The organism is Legionella longbeachae (genome assembly GCF_004283175.1).
GTDB lineage: Bacteria > Pseudomonadota > Gammaproteobacteria > Legionellales > Legionellaceae > Legionella > Legionella longbeachae.
Genome location: NZ_RXNW01000009.1, coordinates 154,224 through 166,518, shown reverse-complemented (window position 1 = coordinate 166,518; position 12,295 = coordinate 154,224). Strand labels below are relative to the sequence as shown.

The window sequence follows — 12,295 nt, the reverse complement described above, 5'->3', positions numbered from 1 at the left end:
TTTTTTTTGGCGTCGCTACCAGCCTGCCCCATTAATTGCTTTGCGCTGCCAATGATAGATCTAATGATATATCCCCCATTATCTGTACAAATTCTTGCGCTATTTTCATTTTAAACTCTGGAGTTAAATTTGCCGAAATTACCAAATAGTAAATTTTTTTATCTTCATCATATAAAAAACAGGCTTCAAAAATATAATCGATAGCCAATAAATCTCTCTGCTGTAGATCGGTACATTGGCTTTTAAACCCAAATAACTGAGTTTGGTTTTCATCATGTGCCAGGAAATTATTTCTGACATTCAGATTGATAACAAAATAATGATTGCGTTTAAACAACATGAAACGACTGATACAACGTTGTAATATTTTGCGATAAATAAGCGGGGTTTGCAAAATCTTAGTAAATACCGGGGTTACCAACTTAATTAAAGAGCTTTGAATTTTTTTCTTTTTTATATTTAAGGTGCTTACTGCACTTAGTTTGATAAGATTGGAGCAATGTTGATGGTTACTCGTTTCAATGATTGATTGTTGAATTTGCTGCGATAAACTCTCTAAAGTCTCATTATTATCTAAAGCAACTTTAATCGGTTCAACTCTTAAAAAACAACCAATAGAATTATCATAACTCGGATTATCCCGCGTCGATTTAATAATATTCATAACCTTAAAAGACTTATCAGTGCTAAAACTGCCGCAGCAATTACGCAAGGCCAATGCAAGTACAGTGCATAAACCATTATTCATACTAATATGTTGCTGCTCACAAAAATGTTTTAGCTTACTCACGGTTTCAATGGGTATTGGCATGTATGTCGAATAAGCACGCTTTTCTTTTTTCATATTACGAACGATGTACTTTTTAGGGAATGCAAAAAAAGAGGCATTGTGCAAATATTTTTCCCAAAACTGACTGTCTTTCTCTAAGGAGCTTTCAAGTAATTGCTGTTCCGTAAAAATATATTTTTTAAATTGCCTATCCACTTCTATTGCTGATAATAGTTCATTTGTCCTGGACGTAGTTGGGTGCTCTAGTTCATTCAATTTCTGAAGATAGAATTTTGACAGATCATTAAATAAAATATCCACTGATGAATTATCAGAAATCAGATGCGGCATACAAATCTGCAACTCTGATTCATGTTCATTTAAGTAAAAAAGACGAGCAAGTATCAAAGGGGCGTTTTTTGGCCAACGCTTAAAGTATTCCAACTCATGCATTGATTGTTCAAGACTTTGCTCCGTTTTAGCACCAGACAAAGTACGAAGATCTTTTATAACCAATTTGATGGATAAATTTTTACTTGCTTTTTGTTTTGGTTTTAACTTAAAAACATAATATATGAGTACTTCATGTCTTTTTAAGACCGCTTGAAATGCAAAATCTAAAGCTTCTTTATCAAAATGGCCTTTCACGCGCTTTCTGGCAATAATATTTAATCTTTTTGCCTTAGGCTCAAAAGTATCAGCCATCCACAGTACAAATTGGAAATCACTTAATGGTGTTGTTTCTAATATCTTTTCATTAACAATAACTTTTGTACTTCTTTTGGTGTGTTGAAGTACTGGGATTAAATCAGCAATACACGTAGCTTTATAAAAATCATAAAGTGTAATATCTCTTTTGAGAGTATGATTGATGTTACACACCAGACGTGCAGCAGAAAGAGAATGCCCACCCAGCTCAAAAAAATTATCTTTTAAACCGACTAATTTTACCCCCAATTCTTCAGACCAAATACGCGCAAGCTGTTTTTCCAAAGCGGTTACAGGTTCAATATAATTATGACTTATATGCATTTTAGGCAAGGGCAAGGCTGATTTGTCTAACTTTCCATTTGCCGTTAACGGTAAAAAATCCACCCTTATAAAAACAGGGGGAATCATATAATCAGGAATTTGTTTTTTTAAAAATTCGCGTACTTGTGCGGTATTTAGTTCAGTATTTTTATTTTCTAAAACATAATAAGCTACTAGTTGTTGTTCTTTTCGTTCATTTTCTTGCGGCACCACAGCAACTGATTTAATCAGAGAATGGCTTACGAGGCAGCTTTCTACCTCTCTTGGTTCGACGCGAAAACCTCGTATTTTTACTTGATCATCGATCCGTCCAAAATATTCAATCACGCCATCCACACGTTTTCGGCATAAATCGCCCGTTTTATAAAAACGAGCATTTGCTTCCTGGTTGGAAAAATCCGTAATAAATTGCTTTTGAGTTAAATCTGGACGATTCAAATAACCACGCGCAAGGCAAATACCACCTATAGCCAGTTCACCTTTCTCACCATCAGCTACCGGTTGATGGTATTTATCGAGAATATAATATGAAATTTTTGGTCCAACCTTACCGATAGGTACGTGGATATCAAAACCAGTAAAGTTGTCTCGTTGTACTTTGTATACTGAAACCGCAACGGTTGCTTCTGTAGGCCCATATTCATTGTATAATATATGTTCTGGATAGATGCTAAGCCAGTCTTTGCATTCAGCAGCAGCAAGATTTTCTCCCCCTAAAATAATCGATTTTAAGTGAGGTAAGGCAATAAAATTATTTTTGGCTTCTTGAACCAGGAGTTTAAAATAGCTGGGCGTTAGCTTAATCGTATTAATTTGTGAGTCCGCCAAATAGGCTAAATAGGCTCTAGAATCCTTTTTAATTTCTGTATCACAGATGACTATGGTTAAACCTAACATGAGTGGCGCTAAAGAAACAGAAACAGCCATATCAAAAATAGGACTGGCAGAAAAATCTATTCGTTGTTGCACTTTACTTTGAGTATATTCCCCAAGCCATTGATAATAATTTATAATGGATCGGTGCTCGATGAGCACGCCTTTAGGCGTTCCTGTAGAACCTGAAGTGTAAATAATATAGGCTAGATGCTGTTCAGAAATCAAAGTTGATGGATTATTACTAGGTTGCTGATCGAGTAATGCTTGACTCTTATCGAGTAAAACTATCTTACCGTTATATTGTGAAAATTTATGCGCAGAAGCAGCCTTAGTTATTAAAATTGGAGCTTGGCTATCATTTAAAAGAAATAAAAGGCGCTTTTCAGGTTGTGAAAAATCAATAGGAAGGTAAGCACCACCGGCTTTTAAAATAGCTATGATAGTGATTAAAAAATCAAGGGAACGCTCGAGACACAAAGCAACTGGCGTATCAGCATTAAGACCCAGGCTTCGCAAATAATGCGCAAGTTGATTCGCTTGTTGATTTAATTGATCATAAGAAAGAATTTGTTGGCCATGAACTGCAGCAATATGATCGGGAAACTGAGCAGTATATGCTTCAAACCTACCGGGTATTGTATTTTTATTATCCATTTTGATATCCCTTATCATTTGGGTAATACACAACCTTGCCATTTAGGTAAATACCAGTTCCATTATTGGACTATCGCTGTAGTGGCTGGTACTAAAAAGACATCTATAAAAAGACTAACAACACTACCTAATCCAAATACTTTAACACATCAATCTGAAGCACTATGACTAAGTGTATTCATTAAAATTGCTTCTAAGTATTAAGAAAACTGAGCTGAATAATAAAAAGTATAAGATATGAAAATTCGATTATCCATTTTATGGCGTGAGATAGTGCGCCATAGATAGTATTTAGAATACGTTCATACCAGCGATAGCTAAACGCCAGGTAAATTCTATCGTTGTAATCCTAACTGCTATCTATAATCAAAATGAATCATTAAAAAACCAATGAGCAATTTAACGACTCTAAATGAATAAAATTTACCCACTCTTAAGATTCCCTTAATGTTTAGAATATATCATACCGGTCAATATTTAATCTTTATGGCTTATTTTGCATCGGGTAAGTTTATGACTAAATTAAGATCGGAAGATTAAATAAAAAATCAAAAAATTCATTGGAGTACTATTATGCCGCACCCCCTTACAAGTGAGATTTTGAATATATTATCGGAGCATCGAAAAATTCCTGACAACGAAAAAGAAGGCCATACAGTCAAGGAGTTCTCAGAAGCAATTATCAATAAAATAGATAATATGGTACTTGAAGGAAAAAAAATACGGCTTGTGGCACCAGCTTTCCCGGAAAAAGCACCAGTACGAGGTAAGACTTTAGGCGATACTCCTGATATGGCCGAATTAGTCTCCTTACAACACTTAAATAATATTTGTAAGAAAATTGAGACTGTTTATGGACCTGGGGCCGAACTGGTAATCTATACAGACGGATTTGCGTTTGCAGAGGTATTTCCTGATATCCACACTAAAGAAAAACGTGAAAGTTATCTTTCAAAATTAAATGAAATGATAGAAAAAAACGATTTAAAAAATATTAAAGTGATTAACTTAGCGGGCACTGTTGATTTAAACGAATATGCAGAATCTGAGACAAGCTTTAGACAAAGAATTTCAAAACCTAAAAATGATGATGATATAAATAGCCTTAATTTATATAGAGGCCAAATTCAATTCTTTACAACAGAACTAGGCATGGGTTACCCAGAAAAGACTAAATCAAAAATTAAAAAAGAAGCTGAAATCATTTCTCGTGGTGTAGCACGCATGAGTAACGCACTTAGCAAATATTTATCAATAATTGAGCCAGAAGCACTACGATTGTCATGCCATCCTAAAACAATAGCTGCGGACAAAATTGGAATATGGTTTAATGAAGATCATACTCTTGGTGGTACACCTTGGCATAATGCTGCTGTTTATGAGATCAGTGATACAACCAATAAATGCGTGGTCTCCTTTATGAAGGCTCAAGAAGCACGTGAAAAAGGTTACCTTTTAAAATCGGATCAGGAAGGAAAACCAAGTCACTTTGTATCAGAAACTGTCTACCGTCATGCCTGTACCTTACAATCTTTTTTCAGATCAATACATAATAAAAAAATGGAAGCTGAGTCTCCGAAAGAACCGATGAAATCGAGCGATTTCACGCTTACGCTGTGCGCCAAGGAAGGCTGAAAGCCGAGGCGCATAGTCCGCGATAGAGTGCGATTTACACAGACAGCCCATAGGGATGCGGAGTAAATCATTATGCAGTCGTTAAGTCGTTGGTGTAGGCATACGCTTTGCTCGTTCAGAGCAAACGTGCCGGAATCAGGACGCTCGCGGCCTTTAACCTGTCGCGTTGGCGAGTGAATTCTGGGGACTCGGATGTCCCAGAATTTTTTATCGAGGTAGCGACACGCTTGTTTAATTATAACTTTAGGTTGGTCTTGATAAATGGCCAACCTAAAAATATCGATTCTTTATTGTGCCGTTGCTTTACTGGATTCATTTAAGTTAAAGTATCAATCTACTCAATGTTTAAAATTAAATCATAAATACAACACTTTTTTGTGAACTAACGAGGTGAATGACAATTAATGAAAATTTGGATTGATGGTGATGCCTGTCCAAAGGCAATTAAACAAATTTTATTTCGTGCAGCCATGAAACGCCATATTTTGGTCATTATTGTCGCCAATCACTTAGTAACTATCCCGCCTTCACCGTTTATTAAAAGAGTTAAAGTTGAAGCAGGGTTTGATGGGGCAGATAAATACATTGTTGCTCAAGTACAAAGCAAGGATTTGGTAATAACTGCTGACATTATTTTGGCGGATCATATTATTACTAAACAAGCGTTTGCTCTTAACCCACGTGGCACCCTTTATTCTACCGATAATATAAAACAAGTCCTCACGATGCGTCATTTAAATGAATCTCTAAGAGAAAGTGGTTTAATTCGCGGCGGATTAGATACCTTAAGTCCCAAAGAAATTCAACATTTTTCAAACCACCTGGATCGGATGATTACCCAATTACATACATAACTGGCTCATTTTATATGTTGAAAGTTAGATGAGTTAATTTCTTTACCTCTACAAATATCGCCATCGGGTTGAAAACGTGTTTGCGCGACTGAAACATTTTCGAGCCATTGCCACAAGATATAACAAGCTGAAGTGGAATGATGCGTTAATGCTTGCCATGGCCTGCTCCTCTATTTGGATGCCCATGTAATCAGAGCAACTGAAGTGATCTCATTACCTTGAATCCAACAGGGATCAAACAAGGAAGCACAATGCAGTCATTTTATGTTTATCTTATGGCACGTAGGTGATGGGGATGAATTGTCACACGTCTTAATAATAAAAAAGATAATGATCATAATTTCATATAGAAACAAATCTCTTTTTTATTTTGACAAGCCCAGCATGTATAAGTCTTTATTTCTTAAAATTGGCTTTTCATATCCGTCACGAGCAATTTTTATCATTGCCTGCCCTAATAATTGAGTCGACGAAATAAAAGTTGGGAAAAAATAACGCAACATTGGAAGTATGGGTTTTAACATACTATAACCCAATCGATAGAGACGAACCCTACTCTTAATGCCATTCAAAGGTTGAATTATCCCTGGGCGGACGATGTACACTCTCTTAAATGGCATCCGAAGTAATTCATTTTCAGTTTGGCCACGAACTCGCGCCCACATTAGGACACCCTTTTCACTACTATCCGCCCCCTCACCAGAAATGTATATGAAAGAAGGATGGGGATTTAAGCGCAATAAAATTTTTGCCGCTGTTACAGTCAAATCTTTGGTAATCCGAGTATATTCAGCCTCTGTCTTTCCAGTCGAAGGGGTACCGAGACAATAGAAACAGGCATCAATACCGATTAACTGCTCCTCAATATTGTGATAATCGAATAGATTGGCATGTACAATTTCGCGTAGCTTGGGATGGGTCTGGCCTATAGGGGAACGGCCGATCACGGTAACTTGCTCAATATGGGCATCTAAAAGACTCTCCCGCAGCACTGCTTGCCCAAGCATACCAGTAGCACCATAAATAATAATAGACTTCATTTTTTTCCTATAATTTTTTTTGAGCCTACTTGAATACCAATTAAAAATCTACCATCAATCTTAGGTTTTGACATCCATTTTTATATCCTTAAAACTCTAAAATAAACCAAAGTTACTTTTCCTAAAGCTTACAGTGAGTTAACATAACGAACAATCTGGAAGTTATATGTTTTTGTAATTACAATATTGTGCATCACAATAGGAAAAAGGAAGACATGCCTTAACAAATGATTTATTTCCAAATTGCATAAAAAACACTAAGCCTAGATAACTAAAGGGAGGTACGATGGGCATTTTTAGAGAGATTGCAATCCGTTATTGTGAAAAAATATACGATGCCTACAAATTACAAGCGGATGAAAAAACCTATAAAGGTAAGGAAGCAGAATTATTAATCGAAAGAAATGAATTTGCTCGATGTTTGATTAAAACACTTAAATCAAAGGAATTGAACGATGATTATAATGAATATTTTCAACAACTTTTAAATGAAATTACCTCTGCATTAGAACACGTTAATACCACTGTTATTGATTATAATAGCAAATACGGTACAGCATTCACATCTGATCTGTATGAAACATTTTTTACATCCAGTTTGAAAAACTTTATTAATTCTTTAAACGACCTATATCAAAAAAGTCCTGAAATCATCAAGAGTATTCAAGATAATTCATCGTTTAACAAAAATAGAAGTATACCCTGGATTTACCAGTTTTCTTTTGTATTATATGAATACATCCTTGAAAAGGAATTTGAACTGGCTACAAATAAAAACAGCAGGGATATCTTTGATACAAAGATACAATTGATTCTTAAGTATGTTCAAAATGCAGCAAGCCTGTATTCACGTTTTGAAAATAATGAAAATAATAGTGAATACAAAGAACTTATGAAAATGTTATTGCAAAGAATGCAAACAGATGAAAATGATATCCAACAACGTAAATCTCAACAAAGCAATACCAGTTCGGTGTATTCTTATTTTTCGCAAACATTCTATAAAGCCAGTGAAACACTCATGGGAAAAAGTCAGTTAGGGGAAAAAATTGATTTCTTAATCAAGGAGTTTGGTGAACGATCCATGACAAGGACACTTCAGTGTTGTTAATCTATCAATATCTACTTAACTAATGTGAGGTTTATCTTAACTCTATTACAATACATCATTCAAGGTTAGATGTATTTTCCACAATAAAGCACAAAGATGAGATCGATCACTAGCTGCAGTTGAGCTAACTCCCATCAAGGTCATCGCGATACCCATTTCATTTTTAATAATATCAAGCAGATGTCCAACACCTGCTTGCCCCCCTTGCAGCTACTGCGGGTCTACCAAGGAGTATTGCTTGGGCTCCTAGAACAAGCATACGTACCACATCTAATTCCAAATGAACTCCAGAATCAACAAGAATGCCAAAATCTGAACCTGTTTTATCATCAGTTATGGGCACTCCCTTAGCAGTGGGGTTATTTCCCCATCAAGTTTTAGACCACCATGATTAGAAACACCACTCAATTTGCTCCAAATTTCACCACATCTTTTGCAACTTAAAGATCAAGTATTTCCTTAATGAGCATTGGATCTTTCCAATAATTAAGGATCCATTCAAGATCACAACTAATTATCGAAGGGTCAAAATTTTTATTTAGCAATCCAATATAAACTTCTAAACCTATAGTATTCTTCAGATAAGCAGAAATGTAACAGCCCATAATACCAACATAATACGCCCATGAGGGCCTCATGTTAATCTGCAATAAAAGAAATGATTATATTCAAATCCTTAACCTGGTTCCTAGTTCTCAGCGAATATTATAAAAATCCTTTGCAGTATCTGCAAAAAGAAATTGTTGTTCTTGTAGTGAAAAGTCTTTAACAATCGATTGGTATGCCTCATAAAGAGCCTTTGCTCCTTTTGAACATTTAGTAACAGGTAAATGGCTACCAAACATGCATCGTGTCGGGCTAAAAATATCAACTGTTGCCTTTATCCAGGGAGTAATTTGGGTTAAAGACCATTCAAGACCAAAAATACACTCGATAGCGGTGATTTTCACATAGACATTGTTGCATTGACTTAAACTTTGCATATCGGTTTTCCATTTTGAAAAGCCAGTTTGACTTTGATCTAATGGCCAACCCAGGCAATGTAATGCAAATTTAATCGAAGGAAATTTTTTTGCATAGTGAAGCACTACGGGTATCTCATGTGCATACACTTCAAACTCAAAATTAAAGGGATATTCTTGAAGAATTGTAAACGATTCTTGTACGATAGGTTTCAGAAGAATTCCCGGCCTATCCGTGTAACATCGATTAGAATTATTAGGATCCCAAAGTAAATGATCACGAACAGAGCGTATCAAAGGAAATTGAAGATATTCTTTAAGAAGTAGTACTAGATTTTTATCTCGTAAACTAATATTTGCAATTGCTGCTGCCTGCTGTTGATTCTTATTGGCTATATTACTAGCAAATTGCATTTCTTTGAGTGGATCGGTTGAAACTAATTCAGCCATAACCAATCCTTCTATCTCAAATTCATTCATATCCTTAAAATAATCGGCAGGAAGATAAGAGTCTGGGAGTTTCTGCTGATAGTTTTTTCCCCATAATAAGGCAAGTTTCTCATCATAATTTGTTAAAATAGGGTAATGATTTATTTTCTTATCATAAAAATGAAAATGGGAGTCTACGATTTTTAATGCCATTCATTTCTCCCTACTTTTTGTTGTTGATAAACAAGGATTTACTTTTCCTGTAATTATAGAACATCCAAACAAAGATACATCTGATTATTACTACTCCCCAAAGAAATACCCTCATTTTTTAGGTTCCCTTACATGATTTTTGAACCATCTTAAGATTTTGGATTTTTCGGTCATTGTGGATAATAATGTAATTATTATGAATACATCTAATCCTACTATTGCTTTAGATTCCCATGCCCTTTTAGGAGAGAGTCCTTTATGGTCGCCGCATGAGGGCGTATTATATTGGTTGGATTGTTTACAACCTGCGATACATTCTTTTAATCCCCAAACGGCTGCTAATAAATCTACTATTTTAAACCAAATTGTCACGAGCATCTCTTTATATTCTGAAAATAGTTTATTAGTTACTGTTGAGGAAGGATATGCCTTTGCAAATCTTTTAACAGGCTCATTAACCCTTATTGGAAATCCTTATGCGCATCAAGCAGTAATTTTTAATGACGGTAAATGTGACCGTGAGGGGCGCTTTTGGTCCGGTACAGCAGCAAAAGATTGGCAATCTCCTATTGGAGTGCTTTTTCAATTATCCGCTGATTTAAAATTTAAACCTATGGACAAAGGATTTATCTTATCTAATGGTATAGGCTTTAGCCCTGATAATAAATATTTGTATTTTTCTGATTCATCAGCGCACACAATATATCGTTATGATTTTGATTTATCCTCTGGAGCAATTACAAATAAAAAAGCATTTATCATCATTCCCGATTCCGAAGGGTTACCTGACGGTATGACTGTTGATGCCCAGGGTAATTTATGGGTTGCCATGTGGGATGGGTGGAGTATTAATCGTTATGATCCCCAAGGGAAGAAAATTGACTCTATCAAGTTACCTATTCCTCGACCCACGAGTGTTGCTTTTGGTGATCGCGATCTGTCGACACTTTACATTACCTCAGCACGTATAGGGCTGAGTGAGGAACAATTAAAACTTAGTCCCTTGTCAGGGAGTCTATTTGCAATGCAAACTTCTTTCAAGGGTTTACCTGAACCCTACTTCAAAGTGAACTCAAAAATTTAAATTTAGCATCTATAAAATGTATTTGGTCAAAGGCAACCAATTTGTTGTATTTAGTTGAAACAAAACATCAATAAAAAGTTCCTTTTATATTAAAAGCATATTGAATAAACCAGACGAATGATATTACCATGAGCAATTTTTGGTGCTTATTTGTTTGAGCACTATTTTTATAAAGAAATAGGTTTAACTAGTTAATGAAGAAGAGACTTTTTCAGGGTACAAAACGATTTATCTATTCTATTTTTTTATTATTCCTTTTTAAAATTTCTTGGGCAGAGCATCACTACGATACCATAATTATTGGTGCTGGAGTTTCTGGGCTAACTGCAGCAAAACAACTACACCACGAACACAAGGATGTACTCATTCTTGAAGCAAAAAATCGTATCGGCGGCAGATTAGATACAAACTATGACTGGGGGTTCCCCATTGAGTTAGGAGCCTCCTGGATTCACGGCATTGAGCATAACCCAATAATCCCGTTGATGGGAAAACTATCTATTGCAGCAACAAGCTATGATAACTCTAATCTAATAGCAATGCTCGAGGATTTTGCTTTGTATGATAGCAAGGGAAAACCCGTATCAAAATACGAGTTACGCCTATTTTCCAGTTTAACCTACGAGTTCTTACAGTATTGCCAAACTCGTAACACGTTAATCTCCTTTGAACAAAATTTTACTGAGTTCACAAAACACAAAAAATTAACTTTGAAACAAAGCTCCTTGTTATATTATGCTTTGGATAATATTTACACTTATGAATTTGCAGATAATTTATCTCAATTGTCTCTTAACTCCTATTTTGTTTCAGAAGAATCATTAGCGACTGGCAAAAACGCCATTATCCCAGATGGTTATTTTCAGATATTCCAACAATTTACGCAGCATATTCCTCTATATTTGAATCAAGTTGTTCGAGAAATTGATTATGATGCAGATGGGGTCACAATTATTACCCAAAATGATACTTTTCATGCCAAGCGTGCCATTATCACAGTCTCTTTAGGAGTGCTCAAATCTAATGAAATTCTATTTCGTCCTAATTTACCTAAAGAAAAACGGGAGGCAATTGCTCAATTGCAAATGGGTAATTATGAAAAACTCTATTTATTATTTGATAATGCCTTTTGGGATAAAGATAAAGAATGGATTGGCATGTTACCTAATAATAGGGAAGAAGCATATAACATCTTCAATCTTTACAAATACACTCAAAAGCCAATCCTCATCGTATTTACAAGTGGTAAGTTGGCACGCGATATGGAAAAAGTCCCGTTGACCAACTGGGTTATGCACCATCTAAGAAAGATTTATGGAAACCATATTCCCGAACCTATCAAAACAAAAAGAACCCATTGGGCTAGCGATCCATATACTCTGGGCAGTTACTCCTATTTACCTAAAGATATCGATAAAAAGATGGTTGCTTTATTAGCAAAGCCCGTTGCAGGAAAACTTTATTTTGCTGGAGAAGCAACTTCTACAACGGATCTAAGCACTGTTCATGGAGCCTATCTTTCTGGAATAAGGGTTTCACATGAAGTGCTTACCGATATCAAAAAAAATAAAAATCAATGCGTAGCCAGGAATTAATGTACCCGAGCACATAGTGACCTAAAAGATATTATATGACT

General features: G+C 35.5%; 8 protein-coding genes and 2 pseudogenes. 6 read left to right on the top strand and 4 right to left on the bottom strand.

Features of this window, described 5'->3' with window-relative positions:
* Positions 1-31: 31 nt before the first annotated feature.
* Positions 32-3,331, bottom strand: coding sequence for an amino acid adenylation domain-containing protein (locus tag EKG34_RS10810; protein WP_003636322.1), 3,300 nt, complete (start codon positions 3,329-3,331; stop codon positions 32-34).
* A 573-nt stretch (positions 3,332-3,904) separates the two neighbouring features.
* On the opposite strand from EKG34_RS10810, the gene EKG34_RS10805 reads away from it, so the two are divergent.
* The 3 genes and pseudogenes from EKG34_RS10805 to EKG34_RS10795 form a co-directional block, all read left to right on the top strand.
* Positions 3,905-4,966, top strand: a complete 1,062-nt coding sequence (locus EKG34_RS10805; protein WP_003636318.1) for an L-tyrosine/L-tryptophan isonitrile synthase family protein — start codon at positions 3,905-3,907, stop codon at positions 4,964-4,966.
* A 404-nt stretch (positions 4,967-5,370) separates the two neighbouring features.
* Complete coding sequence (locus EKG34_RS10800; RefSeq protein WP_003636314.1) at positions 5,371-5,820, top strand: YaiI/YqxD family protein; 450 nt, start codon at positions 5,371-5,373, stop codon at positions 5,818-5,820.
* A gap of 46 nt (positions 5,821-5,866) precedes the next feature.
* Positions 5,867-6,010 (top strand): annotated as a pseudogene (locus tag EKG34_RS10795) (transposase); the annotation flags it as partial.
* 175 nt (positions 6,011-6,185) lie between these two features.
* Here the strand turns inward: EKG34_RS10795 and EKG34_RS10790 are convergent.
* On the bottom strand, positions 6,186-6,860 hold the full coding sequence (locus tag EKG34_RS10790; RefSeq protein ID WP_003636310.1) for an NAD-dependent epimerase/dehydratase family protein: 675 nt from the start codon (positions 6,858-6,860) through the stop codon (positions 6,186-6,188).
* Between the two features lie 286 nt (positions 6,861-7,146).
* On the opposite strand from EKG34_RS10790, the gene EKG34_RS10785 reads away from it, so the two are divergent.
* On the top strand, positions 7,147-7,971 hold the full coding sequence (locus EKG34_RS10785; RefSeq protein ID WP_003636308.1) for a hypothetical protein: 825 nt from the start codon (positions 7,147-7,149) through the stop codon (positions 7,969-7,971).
* A 45-nt stretch (positions 7,972-8,016) separates the two neighbouring features.
* Here EKG34_RS10785 and EKG34_RS18600 read toward each other — a convergent pair.
* Both EKG34_RS18600 and EKG34_RS10775 read right to left on the bottom strand, forming a co-directional pair.
* Positions 8,017-8,314, bottom strand: a pseudogene (locus EKG34_RS18600) (alpha-hydroxy-acid oxidizing protein).
* Between the two features lie 352 nt (positions 8,315-8,666).
* Positions 8,667-9,575, bottom strand: coding sequence for an amidohydrolase family protein (locus tag EKG34_RS10775; protein ID WP_003636306.1), 909 nt, complete (start codon positions 9,573-9,575; stop codon positions 8,667-8,669).
* 196 nt (positions 9,576-9,771) lie between these two features.
* On the opposite strand from EKG34_RS10775, the gene EKG34_RS10770 reads away from it, so the two are divergent.
* The gene (locus EKG34_RS10770; protein ID WP_003636304.1) at positions 9,772-10,659 is read left to right on the top strand and encodes an SMP-30/gluconolactonase/LRE family protein; all 888 of its coding nucleotides are present in this window, start codon (positions 9,772-9,774) and stop codon (positions 10,657-10,659) included.
* Between the two features lie 194 nt (positions 10,660-10,853).
* Positions 10,854-12,254, top strand: coding sequence for an FAD-dependent oxidoreductase (locus EKG34_RS10765; RefSeq protein WP_003636301.1), 1,401 nt, complete (start codon positions 10,854-10,856; stop codon positions 12,252-12,254).
* Positions 12,255-12,295 lie beyond the last annotated feature (41 nt).

Bases quoted from the DNA above. Each gene is read 5' to 3' on its own strand.
- EKG34_RS10765 (WP_003636301.1), top strand. From the start codon at position 10,854: ATGAAGAAGAGACTTTTTCAGGGTACAAAACGATTTATCTATTCTATT.
- EKG34_RS10775 (WP_003636306.1), bottom strand. From the start codon at position 9,575: ATGGCATTAAAAATCGTAGACTCCCATTTTCATTTTTATGATAAGAAA.
- EKG34_RS10785 (WP_003636308.1), top strand. From the start codon at position 7,147: ATGGGCATTTTTAGAGAGATTGCAATCCGTTATTGTGAAAAAATATAC.
- EKG34_RS10805 (WP_003636318.1), top strand. From the start codon at position 3,905: ATGCCGCACCCCCTTACAAGTGAGATTTTGAATATATTATCGGAGCAT.
- EKG34_RS10810 (WP_003636322.1), bottom strand. From the start codon at position 3,331: ATGGATAATAAAAATACAATACCCGGTAGGTTTGAAGCATATACTGCT.
- EKG34_RS10770 (WP_003636304.1), top strand. From the start codon at position 9,772: ATGAATACATCTAATCCTACTATTGCTTTAGATTCCCATGCCCTTTTA.
- EKG34_RS10790 (WP_003636310.1), bottom strand. From the start codon at position 6,860: ATGAAGTCTATTATTATTTATGGTGCTACTGGTATGCTTGGGCAAGCA.
- EKG34_RS10800 (WP_003636314.1), top strand. From the start codon at position 5,371: ATGAAAATTTGGATTGATGGTGATGCCTGTCCAAAGGCAATTAAACAA.